This is a genomic window from Halorubrum aidingense JCM 13560 (genome assembly GCF_000336995.1).
Taxonomy (GTDB): domain Archaea; phylum Halobacteriota; class Halobacteria; order Halobacteriales; family Haloferacaceae; genus Halorubrum; species Halorubrum aidingense.
Genome location: NZ_AOJI01000029.1, coordinates 102,678 through 122,382 on the forward strand (window position 1 = coordinate 102,678; position 19,705 = coordinate 122,382).

Genomic DNA, 19,705 nt, shown 5'->3' on the forward strand with positions numbered 1-19,705 from the left:
GTCTGCTCGTAGCCGTTCGTGTCTGGGCCGGTAGCTCAGTTAGGGAGAGCGTCCGGCTTTTAACCGGACGGTCGGGGGTTCGAATCCCTCCCGGCCCGTTTTCCTGCGACCAACGGGAGCGACTTCTGTTCCGGAGTCACCAGTCCGCGCCGATCCACACCAGCGCGTCCCGCTGCCGGTCGAGGAGCGTTCCGAGGTGGTCGGCCTCGACGGTGGTTAACGTCGCTTCGGACTCTCGAACGAAAGTCCGGACGGGCGAGAGAGGAGTATTCTCGTCTCGTGTCCCGTGCCAGACACGGACCGGCACGTCCGGCGGTGTCGGATCGAACGACGCGCTCGCGAACGCCCGGCTCTCTCGTTCGACCGCTCTCGCGTCTCGTCTGAGGGCTTCGTGAAAATCAGCGTTCACCGCCTCGGCGACCGAGTCCGACACGGACCGGTCCGTGTACTGCGACACGATCGGGGTCGGCCCGGCGACCGAGGTTAGCGCCTTCGAGAGTCGAAACACGATGCGCAGCGCGAACGGGATCGATCCGAGCGCGGAGAGGGCGTTCTCGGCCGGGGGAACCACGGTACTGATCAGGCCGACCCGGGTCGCCCAGTCGCCGTTTGCGGCCGCGAGCGCGAAGGGACCGCCGCCGGAGAAGCCAACGAGACCGGCCCGATCGATCGCCTCCGCGTCGAGGAGTTCTGCTAGATCGTCTGGCCAGTCCCGCCACGTCCACCCCGCCGGTGGCGGCGACGAGCGCCCGTATCCCGGACGGTCGGGCACGAGGATTCGAGCTCCGATCTCAGTTGCAGGCGCCGCCAGCAGCGCCCCGAACAGTCGCGACCCCGGGGTGCCGTGATGAACGATGATCGGATGGCCGCTCGGATCACCACCGGTAGCGAACGACAGCGTTCGTCCGTCGGAGAGGGTGTACGTGTCGGTCCGGAGACGCGCAGTTGGGGCCGTCATGAGAGGACCGGCTCGGACTTCTCGGGGAGAGGATAAGGAAATTGTGCTCGAACGAACACAACGGTGACGCACTGAGGGGCCTCACGCGCGTTGAAGCCGGGGGAAAGAGAGGCGCAGGCTGCGTGCTGTAGATCGGTCGTCAAAAAACCGCAACAGGCCGCCGGCCGGGCCGGCAGTGGTTAGTCGTTCTGTCCGCGGGCGAACACGCCGAGGCCGACGAGGACCAGCAGCAGGACCACGATGCCGCCGATGAGGCCGACCGGGAGGCCGTCATCCTCGGGCGTCGGGTCGGCCGTGCCGTCGCCATCGCCGGTCTCCAGCACGGAGATCGTCTGGGTCGTCGTGTCGGTCTCGCCGGCGTCGTTCGTGACGGTCAGCTCGACGTCGACATCGCCGGCGTCGTCGAGAGTCGTCGTGGCGGTCTCGCCGCTGAGACTCTCGCCGCCGACGGACCAGTCGTACGAGGCGATCTCGCCGTACTCGTCCTCGGACGCGGACGCGTCGAGTTCGACGTCGTCGCCCGCGTCGACTTCGCCGGGCGCGTCGAACGCCGCGGTCGGTTCGCCGGTGGCGCTCACCGCGAAGTACGAGAAGCCGGGCGTCTCGAACTCGACCGTCGCGCCGGCGTCGGTCTCCTCGACGACGTCGGTGTCGAGGGCCTGCCACTCGCCGTCCGCGAAGCGGAAGGCGGTGAGGTCTTCGGCCGGGGCGCCGATCTCGTCGAGCCGGTCTTGCGAGACCCGCTTTCGGATCGTCGCCGCGTTGTTCGTCAGCGAATCGCCGACGGTGATCTGCGAGACGGCGGCCTCCGCGCCGGGCGCGGGACCGGTCTCGTCGGGCGCCGCGCTCAGCGTCCGGGCGTTGACCGTGCCGTCCGTCTCGAAGTCGAAGGCGACCGAGGCGACGGCGCTGTCCTCGCTGAACGTGGCCGTCGTCTGGCCGGTCTCCGAATCGAACGCGAGGTCGGCCGTCTCGTCGGACTCGACGTCGACGTCAGCCGGCGGCTCCGGCGGTTCGGCGTCGGTGTCCGGGCCGTCACCGGTGCCGGCACCGCCGCCGCCACCGCCACCGCCGCCACCGCCGCTGGCGCCGTCGTCATCCGTGTCGTCGTCGGCTCCGCCGTCATCCGTACTGCCGTCGCCGCCGTCATCCGGTGCGTTTGCACCGGAGAGATCGAGTCGTTCGGCGGCGCCCGACTGCCACTCGATCGTGTCGGAGGCGCCGTCGGTCGTGATTTCGACTTCGTCACCGGCCTCCAGCGAGTTGTCCTCGTTGGAGACTTGGAAGTCGTAGTAGCCGTCGGCGTTCGTCTCGGTGGACGCGACTGTCTGGCCGTCGTAGACGGCTTCGACTGTCACGCCCGAGACCGCGTTACCGCTGTCGTCGACCACGTCACCGTAGACGCGGTGCGGCGGCTGTGGCGGGCTGTCTTGTGCAGCAACCGTTCCCGCGCCGAACGGGATGGCTACCATGCTCATCGCAACGCACAGCGCGATAGCTACGATCAGTAGCCCGCGTGCGTGCGTCTGTCGCTGTTCTTGAGTCATCGTGTCTGTCACCGTTCTTTCATGTGCTGTGAATCGATGGCGTGTTTTCGTTCGTGGTGTCGTGGTCGCGTGACCGACCGCCCCGCGGTGTTACCCCCGTAACCCGGGGGCGGTCAGCTGTGAACAGAACGTCTCTGCTATCCTGACGTTTCATCAGCGAGGGCGAAGTCGACGGTAGTCGTCGCGTCGACGGTAACCTCGTTGTTGTTGTTAGTATCAGCGACGTAGCCGTCAGCNGTTTCATCAGCGAGGGCGAAGTCGACGGTAGTCGTCGCGTCGACGGTAACCTCGTTGTTGTTGTTAGTATCAGCGACGTAGCCGTCAGCGTCTGCGGTCACGTTGTACGTGCCGGTTTCGACTTCTGTGCTGTAGTCGCCGTTCGAATCAGTAGTTACCGAGTCAACCTGGGTACCGTCCTGCTCGATCGTGACTGTCGCGTCGGCGATGGCAGTCCCGCTCGAATCGTTCACCGTCCCGCTGAGAGTACCGNCAACCTGGGTACCGTCCTGCTCGATCGTGACTGTCGCGTCGGCGATGGCAGTCCCGCTCGAATCGTTCACCGTCCCGCTGAGAGTACCGCGGTTATCCTCGGCGGAGACATCAACGCTACCGTATGCCACGTTGTTGTCGAGGTCTTCCACGGTGACGCCGACCGGCACGTCAGTGCCACCGACGAATCCGTCCGCGTAGTCGGTGTCGACAGTACCCTCGAACGTCACGCCCTGCGTGTCACGCTCGACTTCCGAGAGTTCGTCCTCCAGTCCGAGTTCGTCACTAGTCACGCCGACACGGTCGATCGCGGCCTCGTCAGGCTCGACCTGAACCGTCAGCGTAACTTCGCCGCCATCCGTGGCGGGTTCGTCGCTCACCGACACATCGAGCACCGTCGGTCCGACCGTGTTGAGGTCGGTCGGTGCGTAGTTGTCGCCCTCATCCATGTTGACCCAGTAGCCCTGACCGGTTTCGAGGGCGCTGGGAGTCTGCGTCGTGTAGCCGTACTTGACCGAGTGGACGCTGTCCGAGATCGAGTCCAGTGCCTCGTCCTGCGGCTGGGTCACGGTCTGGTAGTGACCGATCAGGTTCCAGCCCTCGACGAGATCCTGCTCAGTGCGGAACTGCGGCACTTCGCCGTCTCCCGCGCTCGGAACGTTCTCGGCGTTGATGCCGACATCGACCGCACCATCAGTCTTCACAACGTAGCCCTGACCGCCTTCGAGGCCAGTCAAGGAGTTCGCGTCTTCATTTGCATCAGGCACGTAGCTGGACCATTCTTCTCCTTCCGCTGCGTCAGCGTCGTACGCCCAAACGGCCTCGACGCCATCTTCATCGAAGTCCGACGCGTCGACTTCGCCCGTAACTGCCGGGGCGGAGACGACGTTAACGCCGTCTTCGAGTTCGAGGATCTCAGTGGACGTACCGATCGTCGTGAAGTCTCCGGATTCCGGAGCCGTGTTGTCACCGAGGCCCTCCGGCTGCGATACGTTCACCAGGGGAGCATCACCGGTCTGCGGTTCCTGATCGAGTTCAAGAACCAAGGTTCCGGGCTCTTTTGCGTTTGAGCTACTACCGATGATATTGGCATCGCCCTCAAACGCGACATCCTCCGCACCGCTGAACGGCTGGTCAAACTTGGCTTCGATAGTGGTAGTACGCTTGTCAGCCGCTGCGTCGTAATCGACGTTAAGCTCTGCGCTGACAAGCTCCGGAAGCGTCGAGTCGACAATCTTTGTCTGACTCTGCTGGCTGCCGAAGGTGTCGCGCTCGAGCGCCACGTCGACATCACTCGACTCAACAGTAATCTCGTGTTCACCGTCACGCGGCGCGTCTATCTGGGTGCTGTAGATGTTCGCGTCCGAGTCGACCTCCTTGAACGTGAGATCGTCACGCGTGAAGTCGAGGTCAACAGCATCGTGGTGACCGTCAACGGAACTGACCGACACGTTGAGCGCATCGCCCTCTTCGAGTTCTTCGTCGGTCTGGACGTTCACCGTGACAGTGCCTTCGTCATCGGACTCAACACCGACGAACTGGGAGAATTCGACGTAGTACGTGAATTCATCATCAGTTGTCGTGTTCTCCGCCGTGATGGAGACAGTGTCGCCACGGTATTCCGCAGCGTCGAGCGTGTAGTCATCGTCGACGGATTCGCCGTTGACGTAGAACTGATCGACGTTTTCGGGATCGTTCACGAACGCGCTCTGCACTTCGAACTCGCCAGTAGGCGACTTTAGATCAGGGTTCTGCTCAACGGTATTGGCGAGAAGGTTCTCGTCAATGGAGAACGCCTGATCGTTGTCGAGCGTAAACTCTTGAGTCGTAATATCGAAGTTCCCGTTCTCGTCGTAGACGACAACGGTGAAGTCGTGAGTCCCGTCAGGGTAGTTCTGCGTCGGGACGGAATCCGCGTCTGCCGTTACGTCGCGTGCAGAGGCGGGATCCTGACCGACATCCACGAATGCGACCACTTCATCGACGTCATCAGTGTTCGAGATAAAGTCGGTGAAGTTCGTCAGGCCGCTAACCGTGCCGTCATTATTCGTCTCAACAGGATCGAGGGCGACAGTTGGACCGTCATTATCGACCTCAAAGGTGGCATTGCTGGCATCCGCGTCAGCATTACCAAGTCCATTCTGGGCGAGGTCGTCTGCTGTCGTCACATTGACCACTGCCTCAGTATCTTCAATCTCACCGAAGTTTGCCGCCTCCAATTTGGAGGATGCGTTGAACGTCACCGTATCGGAGACTGCATCTTGCTCAACGACAAGATCCGTATCGTCGAGCGTCTGGGTCTTTGCATCTGCCTCCTCGGAGTCAATGTCCACGCGGACAGTGTCAGCAGGAACCTCTTCGTCAAAGGTAACAGCCACTTCTTCGCCGTTCGTCTGGGTCGTGACGACCTCAGGGAACGCGAGCGAGAGGTCCGTCACGTTCGGCGATTCAGTGTCCACCTCGAAACTAGTAGCTGAGGATGACGCCGAGGTCCCGGCTTCGTCCGCAGCAGAGTACTCAACCGTGTAGACACCGTCCTCATCGAAGGACGGGATATCGTCGTCAGTTTCCGGGTTGATATCGAACTGACCACCGGCGGTGTACGCAGTCTCATTATCTTCGGAGAGGGTCAGATCGTACTCCGGACCCGTGATCGTGAGCTGAGATTCCGAATCGTTGAGAGCCGGACCGGTGCTCGAAACACTGGTGGTGAACGTTTCGTTCACATCATTCGTGGATCCAATAGCCTCGACCTCAGACAGGTCGAATTCAAGTTCACCGCTATTCACTTCGAAGCCGTACGAGTCAGAGACGTTCTGATTGCCGGCCTCATCAGTAGCCGTCACGTCGACATCGACTTGACCTTCATCAAGTTCAGGGACATCGCCCGTGCCGGGCTCAATAGTGAGCGTTCCGTCGCTCGTATCGTATGTGAGACCTTCCGTGTTTTCACCATCGACAGGATCGATGACGTAGGTTTCGGACGTCTCAGCACTCACGAGATCGACGATCAGTTCAACGTCAGCGTTCTGCGAGAATGCCTCCGCGGACTGATTGTCCGTGACCTCAAACTCAATTGTCGGGTCAACGTGGTTGATAACCTCACCATCTTCCGGACCAACCGGAGTGACGAGCGGCTCTTCGTCGTCAATCGTAAGTGTGCCTACCGACGAATCAACGCCGTCATTTGTGTCGTTGAGGAAGATGTCATACTCGCCGTCAGAGACGCCGAGGTCGGCGACACTGAGATCAGTGCTCCAGCTTTCCGAATCTGAGACATCGCTGTCGGAGATTGAGGCACTTCCAACCTGATCTCCGCTCTCGTTGAGTGCGATGATTTCTAAGCTATTTCCGTCCGCGTTCGGCTCAATTCCCTCTATCGTTACCGTTGCGTCAGACTGAACGTGTGTGTCACTCAGACTGCCGCCACTGGGTGCTTCGGCCGCAGCACTCCCCGCAAGCGCGACAGTACCCCCCACCATGGAGAGCACCATCACGATCGAGAAGAAGACGGCTTGCGCCTTCTTCCGTCTATTACCGTCTGTCATGTAGTGTGTGTGTATGTTGTTGTCTGCGTGTCGGTCGTCGCGCGATGCGCCTCGGTCGTTCGGGTCTCGACGAGCTCGTCGTGGACGTTGGTCCCTCGTGTCATCGGTCTACTCCGTAGTAGTCCACGAGGACCTCCTCGAGTTTCTCGGAGACGTTCGCCCCGTCCGCGACCGCATCGGAGCGAACCTCCCGCCAGACCTCTCGGTCCAACTCGATTGTCGTCCGTGTCAGATCGACGGCCTCGTCCCCGTTGGTGTCGTCTGTCATCGCCACTAATCTGCAATCACCTCGCTCTGTACTGCTCCACGGAATTGTAGTCGACACTTCACGTTGCAGTTAGCACATTCCTAAGGATGCCACTTATATCTACCGTCAGTATATGCTGTTGCTAACTGATCCCTCGATCACGGATATCGGCAAGATCGATCGCAAGAGAATCGGTCGTGTTAGAGCAGTTAGCGGCATAAGCTCCGCATTAACGCCTGATTCGTCGCCGTCGAGATGAAGAAATCGGTGCGGGATCCTCGGCGCCAGTGCCGCATCCTGTGCGGCGGACGCCCGCGATCAACCTACTAGCGGTACCTACCGGCTCGCGAGATTCGGCTCGGCGGCGTTGCCGGCTGCGCGCACGGCACCGGATACGAACACGGCGGGCGCGCCGACCCACCGCTCGACTGCTTCCCGTACAGCGCCGGCACTAGCACGCGTGTGAGGCCCGCGCCCGCGAGGACCGTCGACGAGCCCGAGGCTCCCGAACGCGACGGTCTCAATCAAAACAGGACGACTGCGGCCCGACTGCCGCCTCACACTCCCCCGAGGTGCAGTATCACTCTTCGGCGCGCTCCGCCAGCTTCCGCTCGATCAGCGCCTCGAAGTCGACGTCGTCGTCCGCGTACTCCGCGCGGTGGTTCGCCGCGATCCGCCCTTTTTCGGTGATTTCGTACAAGCCGCTGTTCGGCGCCGGACCGACCCGATTGAGCAGCCCGTAGTCGGCCAACACTGGGAGACGCGTGTTGACGTACGACCGGTTCTTATCGAGATGGGCGGCGATGTTGATGGCGTTGTTACGCCTCCCGTTGGAAAGGATCTGCAAAATTTCGAAATCAGTGGGGACTGTGAGCCGCATCACCCGATATCGCTACTGATCGTATATATATCCTTATGAACGGAGTTACCGGTCGTTATGAATACGCCCTCCGCATCGGAGACGAAGAATCCGCGACGGTCGCGTTCAGTCCGGAGTGCTGGCGACGAGATCCCGTGCCGTCTTCAGGTCTTCCAGCGCGCGCTGATGGTGGTTGATCGCCTGTGAGAGACACCGCTCCATGTGTCGCTCGTCGAGGTCGAAGTCGTCGTGGGTAACGTACAACAGATACCGCTCGAGGGAGGTGTTCGTATTCGCCTGTGCGTCCATTAATGACTTGATAACGGCCCAGTCGAGTTCGGGGACCTCTTCGTCGATGCTCATTCGCTGATCACCGTCTTGACCCAGCGTGTTTCCCATTGAATCAGATTAAAAACTAATCTCATATATAGTTTTTGAGCTGATAATTTCGCCGCTCAAATTGTTTAATATGGCTCATATCTGCTGAATTTTGGATCATGATCTAGTGTATGTTAAATTATGTTTTGAAGGTGGGTCCGCGCAACGAGCTCGACTCTACCGTCGACGACGATCTCGGTTCGTGGCGTGCGAGGCGGCGGATCACCGGCCTCACTCCGACAGATAATCGACGACTGGGTCTCGGGTCGCACGTGATATACTGTTGGTATCTAATCAATTATTAACCTTATTGTTGTGCCATTTCCCGCAGACCGCTCGTGCGCCGTTAACCAACCGATAGCAGGGTTCCGGTCGACCGTCCCCTCGATCGCCGCGTGGTCGAATGCCGTTAGTATATACCATACAAAGAATTATTGCATAGCTACTGTTCACATCCAGTATGAAACGGGGTTCCGTTCGAGGCGATGGGAGACGTGAGCGATCGGTCGACGGTCGTCGGTCAGAGGCCTCCAGAGTGGAAGCGAGCGATGGATCGCCACCGAGAGCGCGACGAACGAGAGCGAGCGTAACACGACACGCCCGCTACGTCTTCCTCGCAGCGATCCTCGTGATCAGTACTATCACTGCCGCGAATCTACTCTTTTAACGGCTCGATAAGGAACTCCTAACCGGAGTTCAGTACCCGAGTCGCTCGCGCACGAGCACGATCGTCGTCCGACCGTCCTCGGTCTCCCGTCGGTAGATGAGCTGTTTGGCGACCGCCGATTCGACGCCGTACGCCTCCTGTGCGCGCTCGTTCTCCAGCGGGTACGCGACCGACTCCAGCCGATCGAGCGCGTCGTCGAGCGTGGGAACGATCTTGTTCACGCCGCTGACGATGACGACGTTGCCGGCGGCGAAGGGATACGCGCCGATCCGGCTGCCCGAGAGGTCGGCGGCGACGAGCTCGCCGGTCGTCGAGATGGCGTTGATGCCGCCGAGGAAGTAGTCGGCCGTCTGCGACTGCCGGCGTGCGGCCTGCCGCTCCGCGTCGTCGTCGATGCTCCAGATCTGGTCGGGGAGGCTCTCCCACTCGTGGTCGCCCTCGCCGAGGAGGTCGTCGAAGCCGATCTCTTCGAGCGTCGTCGAGTGACCGTTCATCACGGAGACGCCCGCGGGGATCTGGGCCTCGACCGCCTCCAGCGCGGCCGCGGCGTCGTCGACGACGATAACGTCGAATCCGCTCTCCTCGAGGTTCGCGACCGTCTCGGCGACGGTCTCGTCGTCGGGGATCTGGTCGAGCGCGTCGTCGATCGCGGTGTCGTCTGCGTAGTCGGCTTTCTGTTGTGACATTGTGTATCAAATCGAGCGAATCGCACTGCGTCGCACCGGAGCACACCGGACCGCACCGGCTCGCACCGGATTCGTCTCGTCACTCGATCGGAGGGTCGGACGCCACTTAATCGCTCGCGAACACTCGTGTCGGGTGGTGACACCGGTGTTATCGTTGTGTCGGTGAGGCGATCGCTCCGGATCGACGCGGCGGTGCAGAGGGGACGACGCCGCGAGCGACGGGCCGTCGGCTCCGCGGTCGGTCGTCGTGTCCGTCGTCGATAAAAATCGCGTGTCGTCGAGGCCCGAAGGGGCGCGCGACGGTCAGTCGTTGGGTCGGTTCGTGGAACGGCTGCGGTCGGGGTGGTGTAAGTGTGTCCGAGCGTCGCTTACATCGCGCCGCCCATGCCGCCCATACCGCCCATGCCGCCCATGCCGCCGGGCGCGCCGCCGGGGCCGCCCTCGTCGCCGCCGTCGTCGGAGCCGCCGCCCTTGAGGTCGCCGGCCGCGATGACGTCGTCGATGCGGAGGATCATGACGGCCGCCTCGGTCGCGGACTCGATGGCCTGAGTCTTGACGCGGAGCGGCTCCACGACGCCCTCGGCCTCCATGTCGATCACGTCGCCCGTGTAGGCGTCGAGACCGGCGCCGAACTCGCCGCCGTCGTGGCGGGAGCGGAGGTCGACGAGCGAGTCGATGGGGTCGAGACCCGCGTTCTCGGCGAGCGTGCGCGGGATGACTTCCAGCGCGTCGGCGAACGCCTCGACGGCGAGCTGCTCGCGGCCGCCGACGGAGTCGGCGAAGTCGCGGAGCTGCAGCGCGAGCTCGGCCTCGGGAGCGCCGCCGCCGGGCAGAACCTTCCCGTCGAGCAGCGTCGTGCGAACGACGCCGAGCGAGTCGTCGATGGCGCGCTCGACTTCGTCGACGACGTGCTCGGTGCCGCCGCGGAGGATGAGCGTGACGGACTTCGCCTCTTCGACGTCCTCGACGAAGATGCGCTCGTCGCCGCCGATGTCCTTCTGGGCGACGGAGCCGGCGAAGCCGAGGTCGTCGGTCTCGATGTCCTCGAGGTTGGAGACGACGCGGCCGCCGGTCGCGCGGGCGAGGCGTTTGAGGTCGCCGGACTTCGCGCGGCGGACCGCCAGGATGCCCTCCTGGGCGAGGTAGTGCTGAGCCATGTCGTCGATGCCGTCACCGACGAAGACGACGTCGGCGTCGATGTCGACGAGGTGGTCGACCATCTCGCGGAGCTGCGCCTCTTCCTGGTCGAGGAACTGCTGGAGCTGGTCGGGGTCGGTGACGTTGACCTCGGCGTCGATCTCCGTCTCCTTCACTTCGATGGCGCCGTCGAACAGCGCGACGTTGGCGTCCTCGACGGCGAAGGGCATGTTCTCGTCGACGCGCTCTTTGTCGACGATGACGCCCTCGACGAGCTCGGACTTGTCGATGGAGCTGCCGACGACCTTCTCGACGGAGACGTTCTCCGTGTCGATGCCGTCGTCGTCCTTGACCGCGATGACGGCGTCGACGACGAGCTCGGCGAGCAGGTCCTTCGCGTTCTCGGCGCCCTTGCCCGTCATCGCCGTCTGGGCGATCTGGACGAGCGTGTCGTAGTCGTCCTCGGAGACCTCGATGGCCTGCTCGTCGAGGATTTCCTTGGCCTTCTCGGCGGCCTGACGGTACCCCTGCGCGAGCGTGGTCGCGTGGATATCCTGGTCGAGGAGTTCCTCGGCCTGATCGAGGAGCTCCCCGGCGACGACGACCGCGGAGGTGGTGCCGTCACCGACTTCCTCCTCCTGGGTCTCGGAGACCTCGACGATCATGTTGGCCGCCGGGTGGTCGATGTCCATCTCTTTGAGGATGGTGACGCCGTCGTTCGTGACGACGACGGACCCGCCGGAGTCGACGAGCATCTTGTCCATCCCTTTCGGGCCGAGCGTGGTGCGGACGGACTCCGCGACCGCCTTGCCGGCCGTGATGTTCATGTTCTGGGCGTCCTTTCCGGAGGTGCGCTGCGACTCCTCGGAAAGTACGATCATCGGCTGGTTACCCATCCGCTGTCGCTGGGACATATCAACCTTTGATTGTTTGTGATTCTATATAAACCTTTTGCTCGTGTCGTGTGAAACCGCAACACGGTACGGACTATACAACTCGTATGCGGTGCTTTCACATGGGTGTTTATATAGAACGACAGATCGAGCGCTGGAAGATGGATTGCTTATAAAGAGAGAGGTTGCTTATAAATGAACGACGCCAACGCCGACACCGCCGTCAACGCCAACGGCGCCGACGACACCGGCGCCGAACGCCGCCTACTGCGGCGCGTTGAAGCTCACGTCGTCGTCGAGTTCGTTCGACATCCGTTCGAGGTACGAGTACACCGCGCCGTGCGGGGCGCCGTCCAACAGCATCCCGACCGCCCGGCGGACGACCTCCAGCTCCTCGGGCTGCCCGACGGCCCCCACCGTCGACCCGTAGACGACGACGTTCGCGCCCGACAGCTCCTCTAACAGCTCCCGCGTCCGACCGTTCTCGCCGATGATCCGACCCTTCTTGCGCTGGAGGTCGTTGTCGTTGCGGGTGTGCTCGGACAGGTCGATCAGATCGAACGTCCGGAGGTCGTGGTCGAGGATCGACAGCGCCGTCTCCGGTTTGAATCCGCGGCCGATCGCCTTGATCACGTCGGGCGCCACCATCGCGGCGACGGGATCGTCGCGCTCCTCGATGGCGACGCTGCCCGACTCCGAATCGACGTCTAACCGCACGTTCGCCCGCTCCTCGATCTCTCGCATCGTCTCGCCGCCGGCGCCGATGACGACGCCGATACGGTCCTGCGGAACCGTCACGTGTTGCATACGGGTGGATACCCGGCGAAGCCTTTTAAACATGTTCCGCCGGCACCAGTGTGCGGCCGCGTGACGGGGCTCTCTGGACGATTGGTCGCCGTGTTTCCGAGCGACGCCGGATCACGCACCGACCGAGGGTTTTTGAGAGGCGTCCGCGACCCGTTCCGCATGGAGCTCCGCCCTCCCGAGACCGACGCCGACATCGCCGAGCTGATCCGCGCCCACGGGCTGTCGTGGCGCGAGGCCTACGACGACATACTTCCCGACGCGGTGCTCGCCGAGATGACGGTCGATCCGACCCCGGAGGAGGTCGTGCAGTGGCGCGAGGGGCTCGGTGGCGATGGTCGCACCGCCGTCTTCGTCGCCGTCGTCGACGGGACGGTCCGGGGGTTCGTCGACGTGCGCTGGGGCGAGGAAAACACGAAACCGTTCGTCGGCCCCGACGAGGCCGGCGTGAAAGCGATCTACGTCCATCCCGAGTGGTGGGGGGAGGGGATCGGCACGGCGCTGCTCGACCGCGGCCTCGACACGCTGCCGGATCGCGTGGAGACGGTTCGACTCGAAGCCTTCGCCGACAACGAGATTGGCGCTCGGTTTTATACGGCGCGGGGATTCGATCGAGTGGACCGAATCGAACGTGAGATCGCCGGCAAAACGTACTCGCTCGCGGTCTACGCCCGCGAGGTCTGACCCCCGACTGCCCGACCGAATCGTCGGCCGCGCTACTCCTCGTTCGCTCCCCGCTCCGACGCCTCCTCCGGCTCGCCGCTCGGGTCGGGCTCGGGTTCCGTCACGTACGCGCGGAGGTCGTCGGGGTCGACGTCGATCCCCTGTCGGGTGAAGAAGGTCGCGACGTTCTCGCAGTCGCGGTCGAGGAACTCGCCGGCGTTCGGGTGGTGAACGGTGACGGCCTGCCCCATGTCGATGATCACCAGCTCGCCGTCGTGGATGATCATGTTGTACTCCGAGAGGTCGCCGTGGATGAGCCCGGCGCGGAAGAGCCGGCGCATGTACTCGCGGACGACCTCATAGGCGGTCTCGGGGTTCTCGACGTCGACCTCGCTCAGCCGCCGGGCGCGCTCCTCGGCGTGCCCGACCAGCTCCATCACGAGGACGTTCCGCTGGACCGCGATCGGCTCGGGCACCCGGACGCCCGCCTTCCGCGCGCGTTCGAGGTTCGCGAACTCCTTGCGGGTCCACGCGAGCACGACCGCCTTCTTGTCGCTCGCGATCCCGTCGAAGCGGGGGTCGCCCTCCAGGTAGTCGCGCATCTGCCGGAAGTTCGAGGAGTTGATCCGGTACACCTTCACCGCGACCTCGCGGGCGTGCTCGTCGGCGGCGGCCGCGGAGCCCGGCTCCGGACGCTCGCCCGCCTCGCCGCCGAGCGCCTCGAAGACGCTCGCCTCCTTGCCGGTCGACACCGGCCCGCCGAAGGCGTCGACGTAGCCGTCTTGGACGAGCTTGTAGACGGCCGCGAGCGTCGCGTCGTCGAACACCGACTCCTGGAGTTTGAACTGCTCGGTGTCTTTGATCCGTTTGCGGAACTCGTCGAACTCCCGGTCCTGCCGCCGGGCGATCCGGTCGGCCTCCGTGTCGGAGACGTCCAGTTGCTCCCACTCGTCGCCGGGCTGATCCTCGGGTTCGAGCAGGACGAACTCCTCGCTCATTCGTTCTCGACTTCGACGCCGCGAGGGATAAGCGAGGGGGTCGGCGGGCGACGGCTCCGCGCTCCCGACGCGCTCACAACACGTCGAGCGCGTCCTCGACCGGCATGTGGCCGTCGCGGACCGCTTCGAGGATCTCGCGACGCTCCTCGTCGGGGTCGACGCCGACCTCGTCGAGCGTCACCTTCTCCGTCCGCCCGACGAACTCGGTGAAGTCGGTGCCGTCGGCGAGCGCCGTCTCCTTTTTCACGCGGTAGGACCCGGCGTCGGTGGTGTACAGCTCGCCGGGGTGGAAGAAGTACCAGTCCTCGCGGTCGAAACGGACCGCGATCCGCGCCTTCGCGCCGAAGTTGCGGGCGAAAAACAGCAGCGCCTCGACCTCCTCGCCGGTGAGGTAGATCGGGTTCCCGGCGCTCGATTTCGCCTCGATCGCGTAGAACGTCTCGCCGTCGCCGGCGAGCACGTCGGGCAGCTCTCGCTCCGTCGCGGCCCCGCTGGCCGGCGCGCGCATCACGGCGAAGCCCGCCTCGTCGAGGGCGTTCACCAGTTCGCGCTCGCGGCGGTCGCCCTTCCGGTTAGCGGACACGGTCGTCGTCACCCGATTCGGTCATCGAAGAGTCGTAGGCGGGAGCCGGTCAAAAGGGCGGCGGGTCGACGCTCTCGGCGCCGGCCTCGACCGCCGCGGTTCCCGGTCCAAATACTGATTACCGTGACGCGTCCACGTTCATCGAGAGAATGCCCGAGAAACAGCCGATCCCCGACTGGAACCTCTCCGAGCGGGACACGATCATCCTCCAGGAGCTCGCGCGCGACCCCCAACTCACCTCCCGCGGGCTCCGCGACCTCCTCGCCGAGGAGCACGACATCGACGTCTCGCACGTCACCGTCAACGAGTCGATCCGGCGGATGCGCGCCGACGGCGTGTTCCGCGAAGCGTTGGTCCCCAACGAAGAGCACCTCTTCTTCTCGCTGTTCGAGTTCCAGTTCAACCCCGAGGGGTTCGACGAGCACTGGCGGGACGCGCTCGAACACGTCCGGTCGAGCCGCCACACGTTCATGTACTTCCTCTCGGACGGCGACTACCAGTGGAAGACGATCATGATGTTCGAGGACCGCGAACAGGAGTCGAAGTGGATCCACGAGTTCTACAAGGAACACGGCGAACTCGTCAACAACCTCCGCAACTCCGTCGTGACGAACGTCCTCAAGTTCGGGACCGACCCCGAGCTGTTCGAAGTGTTCCAGGAAGACGAGGAGTGATCGACGGGCGTCGGGGAGAGATGAGCGACGGGCGCCGCTGAGGAGCGATCGGCGGGCGCCGCTCCCGGGAGCGCCACCGCGCTCGGCTCAGTCGAATTCGCCGAACCGCGTGACCGACGCAAGCTCCTCAGTCGGCGGGTCTTCGAAGGCGTCGCGCGCGATCGATCGACGGTGGACCTCGTCGGCGCCGTCGACGAGGCGGAACTGCCGGACGTTCTCGTGGAAGCGCGCGATCGGCAGGTCGTAGGCGATCCCGTTGCCGCCACAGAACTGGAGCGCGTCGTCGATCGCCTCCTGTACCACGTTCGCCGCGAACGTCTTCGCCATCGCCACCTCGATGCGCGCCTCGTGGCCGTCGGCGATCCGCCCGGCGGCGTGTCGGACCATCGTGCGGGCCGCGTGGAGTTCCGTGCGACGGTCGGCGATCCGGAACCGCGGCCCCTGTTTCTCCGAGAGCGGCTCGCCGAACCCCTCCCGTTCGGAGAGGTAGGCGGTCGCGATGTCGAGCGCGCGGTCGGCCATCCCGGCGTACCGCATGCAGTGCGTGAGCCGGGCCGGACCGAGCCGCTGTTGGACGAGGGTGAACCCCTCGTTCTCCTCGCCGAGCGTGTTCTCGACCGGAACGCGAACGCCGTCGAACCGGATCTCGGCGTGCGTCGTCCCGACCAGCCCCTCGCCGAGGTGCGGGATGTTCCGGACGACCTCGACGCCGTCGGCGTCGGCGGGCACGAGGATGACCGAACAGCCGGCGTACGGGTGCGCCTCCTGGTCGGTGCGGGCGAACACCAACAGCACGTCCGCCTCGACGCCGCCGGTCGTCCACCACTTGTGGCCGTCGATGACCCACTCGCCGCCGTCTTTCTCGGCGGTCGTCGCGAGCATCTTCGGGTCCGACCCCCCGCCCTGCATCGGCTCGGTCATCGCGAAGCCCGAGTCGATCTCGCCGGCCGCCAGCGGGCGGAGCCAGCGCTCCTTCTGCGCGTCGGTGGCCGCGATCTCGAGGGTGTGCATGTTCCCCTCGTCGGGCGCCGCACACCGGAGCGCAGTCGGCCCGAGCAGGCTGCGACCCGCCTCCTCGAACACCGGCAGCATCTCGCGGAACCCGAGTCCGAGCCCACCGTACTCCGCCGCGACCTGCGGGGCGTAAATATCTCTGTCGCGCGCGGCGTCGCGCAGCGCCTCGATCTCCGCCGCCGGGATCGGCCCTCGGCCGAGCCACTCCCGTTCGACCGGAAGCACCGTCTCGTCGACGAACTCCCTGACGGCCTCGGCGATCTCCGGCCCGCGCCCGATGTCGTCGTACTCCATGGCGACTCTTATTTAGCAATGTAAATAGTGGTTCCGGCTATTGCCCCCCAAAAGGCTATACTGTCCGAAGATAACCCCTTATTCAACGCAAGTTGATTTACAATGTTAGACCGATGTGCCGTAAGCGGTGAAAGCCGTTCGGACCGTGAATGGGCGGAGGCGGGCCGGCCGGAGGTGAGCCGACAGGGGGTGAGCCGACAGGGAGTGAGCCGATCGGAGGCGGACCGACCGGGGGCGGGTCGCGAGTGAGCGACCCCGACTACCTCGATCGGTTGGTCGACGACGACACGCTCGCGGCGTACCTGACCGCCGAGTTCGGCCCCGCCGAGCGGTTCGCCGTCGAGCGGCACGCCGAGGGCCACTCCAACGAGACGCTGTTCGTCGCGTGGGGCGACCGCGAGTTGGTGGTCCGACGGCCGCCCCCCGGCGAGACCGCGGACACGGCCCACGACGTGCTTCGGGAGCACCGCGTCGTCGACGCGCTCGGCGACACCGCCGTCCCGGTCCCGGAGACCCTCCGCGCGTGCGACGACCACGCGGTCCTCGGCAGCGACTTCTACCTCATGGAGCGCGCCGACGGCGACGTCCTCCGAGAGGCCGAGCCCGAGCGCTTCGCGAATCCGGCCGCCCGCGAACGGATCGGGACGGAGCTCGTCGACACGCTGGCGGCGATCCACGCGGTCGACTACGAGGCGGTCGGTCTCGGCGAGTTCGGCCGCCCCGCGGGGTACACGGCCCGACAGGTCGAGCGCTGGACGGCCCAGCTCGACTGGGCGTTCGAGACGACGACGGCCGTCAGGGACGTCCCCGACCTGGTCGCCGTCGGCGAGTGGCTCGCCGACAACGTTCCCGACGAGCACCCCGAAACGCTCGTCCACGGCGACTTCAAGCTCGACAACGTGATGTACGGTCCCGGAATGCCGCCGTCGGTCGTCGCCGTCTTCGACTGGGAGCTGTCGACGCTCGGGGACCCGCTCGCCGACCTCGGCTGGCTGCTGTTGTTCTGGTACGACGAGGGCGATCCGGACCCGGCGATGCCCGAGCTGATGTCGACGTTCACCTCGCGGGAGGGGTACCCGACCCGCGCGGCGCTGATCGATCGCTACGAGGCGACGACGGGACGCGAGTTCGCCCACGAGCGGTTCTACCGGGCGCTCGCGGCCTACAAGATGGCCGCGCTGGGAGAGATGTTCCTCGCGCGATACCTGAACGACGACAGCGACGACCCGCTGTACCCGGAGATGCGGACGCAGGTACCCGCGCTCGCGGCGCGGGCGCTCGCGTACGTCGAGGGCGAGACCGACCGGCTGTGAGTCCCCGCGGGTTCGATCCGGCCTGAGCGCGAGGCGCACCGGTCGAGAGACGGGTCGACGGATCGGCGAACGCTTTAATGCCCCCCGCGAGAGCGGTCGGACATGGACTCACCGGAGGACGACGCATCGGCCACGCCGATCGAGTACGAGCCCGTCAGCGTGAAGGACGTGCTGGTCGAGATGAAGGACACGGCCGAGCTGCTGATCGACCTCTCGTACTCCGCGGTGTTACACCGCAACGAGGAGCTCGCGGCGGAGGTGCTCCGGTTGGAGCGACGGATGGATTACCTCGAGCTGCGCGCGAACATGAGCCTCCTCATGGCCGCCCGGAACCCGTCCGACGCGGAGCGGCTGGCGCCCGTCCTCAACATCGTCTCCGCCACCGACCAGATCAGCGACGCCGCCGGCGACATCGCCAAGATCCTGATAGAGGAGATCGGGCTCCCGGAGGCCATGCGGGCGGCGCTCCCCGAGGCCGTCGAGACCCTCCTCCGAGGGATCGCCGCCACCGACTCGGCGTACGTCGACCGCACCCTCGGCGAGATCGACTTGGAATCCGAGACCGGCGTGCGCGTGATCGCCTTGCGGCGCGGCGACGACTGGCTGCTCAATCCCGGCCCCGAGACGGCGATTCACGCGGACGACGTGGCCCTCCTCCGAGGCCCGGACTCCGAGATCGGCGCCGTCTACGAGGAGCTGACGGGCGACACCTACGAATCCGTCGTTCCCGAGGACGACTCGATCGCCGACCTGGAGCGGGCGGTCGACACGATCATCCACATGAAGAACCTCTCGGAGTTAGCCGTCGATCTGGCCTACAGCAGCGTCCTGTTCGACGACGCGGAGCTCGCCGAGGAGGTCTCCAACCTCGAAGTCGAGGTCGACGGGCTCCAGTCGCGGTTCGAGGCGTGGGTGTTGCAGGCGGCCGCCGACGCCGACGACCCGGTCGCGCTCCGCGGGCTGATCCACCTCGGTACCAGCACCGAGGTCATCAGCGACGCCGCGCTCGACATCAGCGAGGGGGTCCGCCGCGACATCGACGTCCACCCGGTCGTGCGGCTCGCGGTCCAAGAGAGCGACGAGATCCTCACCCGCGTCGAGGTCGTCGCGAACAGCGCGCTCGACGGCTCGACGGTCACGAACGGGGTCGCCGAACAGGACGTGACGATGTCGGTCATCGCGATCCGCCGCCCCGGCGAGGGGTGGCTGCTGGTCGCCGACGCCGACACCGAGCTCCGCGGCGGCGACATCGTCATCGCCAAGGGGACCCGGACGGCCGCGGCCGCGTTCGTCGAGCTCGCGACGCCCTGAGCGCGTCGGAGCGAGCGCTTAAAAGCCCAGCACGGACGCCGAGACGCCGAGGAAGATGAACATCCCGAACACGTCGACGACGTTGGTGACGATCGGGATCGTCGTGTCGTCGGGGTCGATCCCGAGCCGGTAGGAGCCGTACGTCGCCGCGACCGACAGCACGACCGCGATCGCCGCGACCGCCATGCCGCTGCCGAGCGAGATAGTGAGCAGCGTCGACAGCGCCATCGGCGCGCCGATCAGGTGGCCGAGCAGCCACGCCCCGACCGCGAGGGCGGTGAAGATCGTCGCCGCGAGCCCGAGCACCGCCGCGACGTTGGCCCAGAACACCCGGTCGCGGGCGTCGAACTCGGTCGTCCCCAGGTGGATCCGCGTCGAGAGCCGCGAGCTCATGATGGCGCCGAGGTTGCCGCCCATCCCGACCATCGTCGGCACCATGACGGCGAGGAGACCGTACTGATCGAGCAGCGCGTCGGCGTCTTCGAGCGTGATGCCCGCCCACAGCACGATGGTACAGAGGACGACTAAGAGCGGAAACATGTTCCGGACGATCCGGCGCGCGTGCCACGAGCCGAGCGAGTCGCCGGTCGGGTCGACCATCAGATCGGTACCCCCGAGGCGGTGGCCGTCGGGTGGCTCGCA

At 64.9% G+C, this 19,705-nt stretch carries 17 protein-coding genes and 1 tRNA gene; 5 read left to right on the plus strand and 13 right to left on the minus strand.

Annotation, left to right across the window (positions count from 1 at the left end):
• Positions 1 to 24 precede the first annotated feature (24 nt).
• A tRNA-Lys gene (locus tag C461_RS12545) sits at positions 25 to 98 on the plus strand.
• 38 nt (positions 99 to 136) lie between these two features.
• Here the strand turns inward: C461_RS12545 and C461_RS12550 are convergent.
• The 9 genes from C461_RS12550 to C461_RS12585 all read right to left on the minus strand — a co-directional run bounded on the left by C461_RS12550 (position 137) and on the right by C461_RS12585 (position 12,216).
• Positions 137 to 958, minus strand: coding sequence for an alpha/beta fold hydrolase (locus tag C461_RS12550; RefSeq protein ID WP_008001811.1), 822 nt, complete (start codon positions 956 to 958; stop codon positions 137 to 139).
• 179 nt (positions 959 to 1,137) lie between these two features.
• Positions 1,138 to 2,505 carry a PKD domain-containing protein gene (locus C461_RS12555; protein WP_152418401.1) on the minus strand — a complete coding sequence of 456 codons (1,368 nt, stop codon included), beginning with the start codon at positions 2,503 to 2,505 and terminating at the stop codon, positions 1,138 to 1,140.
• Between the two features lie 137 nt (positions 2,506 to 2,642).
• On the minus strand, positions 2,643 to 6,542 hold the full coding sequence (locus C461_RS12560) for a carboxypeptidase-like regulatory domain-containing protein (protein WP_008001815.1): 3,900 nt from the start codon (positions 6,540 to 6,542) through the stop codon (positions 2,643 to 2,645).
• A gap of 100 nt (positions 6,543 to 6,642) precedes the next feature.
• Positions 6,643 to 6,810: a hypothetical protein gene (locus C461_RS15870; RefSeq protein WP_008001817.1), complete on the minus strand. Its 168-nt coding sequence runs from the start codon at positions 6,808 to 6,810 to the stop codon at positions 6,643 to 6,645.
• Between the two features lie 559 nt (positions 6,811 to 7,369).
• A complete protein-coding gene (locus C461_RS12565; RefSeq protein ID WP_008001819.1) occupies positions 7,370 to 7,669 on the minus strand; it encodes a hypothetical protein in 300 nt (99 codons plus the stop codon).
• A 105-nt stretch (positions 7,670 to 7,774) separates the two neighbouring features.
• Positions 7,775 to 8,011, minus strand: coding sequence for a hypothetical protein (locus C461_RS12570; RefSeq protein WP_008001820.1), 237 nt, complete (start codon positions 8,009 to 8,011; stop codon positions 7,775 to 7,777).
• Positions 8,012 to 8,722: 711 nt separating this feature from the next.
• Positions 8,723 to 9,379: a lactate utilization protein gene (locus tag C461_RS12575; RefSeq protein WP_008001821.1), complete on the minus strand. Its 657-nt coding sequence runs from the start codon at positions 9,377 to 9,379 to the stop codon at positions 8,723 to 8,725.
• Between the two features lie 368 nt (positions 9,380 to 9,747).
• Positions 9,748 to 11,397, minus strand: a complete 1,650-nt coding sequence (gene thsA, locus C461_RS12580) for a thermosome subunit alpha (RefSeq protein WP_080506295.1) — start codon at positions 11,395 to 11,397, stop codon at positions 9,748 to 9,750.
• Between the two features lie 276 nt (positions 11,398 to 11,673).
• Positions 11,674 to 12,216 carry a KH domain-containing protein gene (locus C461_RS12585; RefSeq protein ID WP_008001823.1) on the minus strand — a complete coding sequence of 181 codons (543 nt, stop codon included), beginning with the start codon at positions 12,214 to 12,216 and terminating at the stop codon, positions 11,674 to 11,676.
• Between the two features lie 159 nt (positions 12,217 to 12,375).
• Between C461_RS12585 and C461_RS12590 the strand changes: the two genes are divergently transcribed.
• Entirely contained in the window at positions 12,376 to 12,897 is a 522-nt protein-coding gene (locus tag C461_RS12590) for a GNAT family N-acetyltransferase (protein WP_049906646.1), read from the plus strand.
• 32 nt (positions 12,898 to 12,929) lie between these two features.
• Here the strand turns inward: C461_RS12590 and rio1 are convergent, their stop codons facing one another.
• Both rio1 and hjc read right to left on the minus strand, forming a co-directional pair.
• Complete coding sequence (gene rio1, locus C461_RS12595; protein WP_008001825.1) at positions 12,930 to 13,874, minus strand: serine/threonine-protein kinase Rio1; 945 nt, start codon at positions 13,872 to 13,874, stop codon at positions 12,930 to 12,932.
• Positions 13,875 to 13,947: 73 nt separating this feature from the next.
• Positions 13,948 to 14,469 carry a Holliday junction resolvase Hjc gene (gene hjc / locus C461_RS12600; RefSeq protein WP_008001826.1) on the minus strand — a complete coding sequence of 174 codons (522 nt, stop codon included), beginning with the start codon at positions 14,467 to 14,469 and terminating at the stop codon, positions 13,948 to 13,950.
• Between the two features lie 137 nt (positions 14,470 to 14,606).
• Between hjc and C461_RS12605 the strand changes: the two genes are divergently transcribed.
• Positions 14,607 to 15,131 carry a winged helix-turn-helix domain-containing protein gene (locus C461_RS12605; RefSeq protein WP_008001827.1) on the plus strand — a complete coding sequence of 175 codons (525 nt, stop codon included), beginning with the start codon at positions 14,607 to 14,609 and terminating at the stop codon, positions 15,129 to 15,131.
• 87 nt (positions 15,132 to 15,218) lie between these two features.
• On the opposite strand, the gene C461_RS12610 is transcribed toward C461_RS12605, so the two are convergent.
• A complete protein-coding gene (locus tag C461_RS12610; RefSeq protein WP_008001828.1) occupies positions 15,219 to 16,439 on the minus strand; it encodes an acyl-CoA dehydrogenase family protein in 1,221 nt (406 codons plus the stop codon).
• Positions 16,440 to 16,684: 245 nt separating this feature from the next.
• Here C461_RS12610 and C461_RS12615 point away from each other — a divergent pair, with 245 nt between their 5' ends.
• A complete protein-coding gene (locus C461_RS12615; RefSeq protein ID WP_008001829.1) occupies positions 16,685 to 17,752 on the plus strand; it encodes a phosphotransferase family protein in 1,068 nt (355 codons plus the stop codon).
• Positions 17,753 to 17,854: 102 nt separating this feature from the next.
• The gene (locus C461_RS12620) at positions 17,855 to 19,063 is read left to right on the plus strand and encodes a potassium channel family protein (protein WP_008001831.1); all 1,209 of its coding nucleotides are present in this window, start codon (positions 17,855 to 17,857) and stop codon (positions 19,061 to 19,063) included.
• Positions 19,064 to 19,081: 18 nt separating this feature from the next.
• Here C461_RS12620 and C461_RS12625 read toward each other — a convergent pair whose 3' ends face one another.
• Positions 19,082 to 19,663, minus strand: a complete 582-nt coding sequence (locus C461_RS12625; RefSeq protein ID WP_008001834.1) for a magnesium transporter — start codon at positions 19,661 to 19,663, stop codon at positions 19,082 to 19,084.
• Positions 19,664 to 19,705 lie beyond the last annotated feature (42 nt).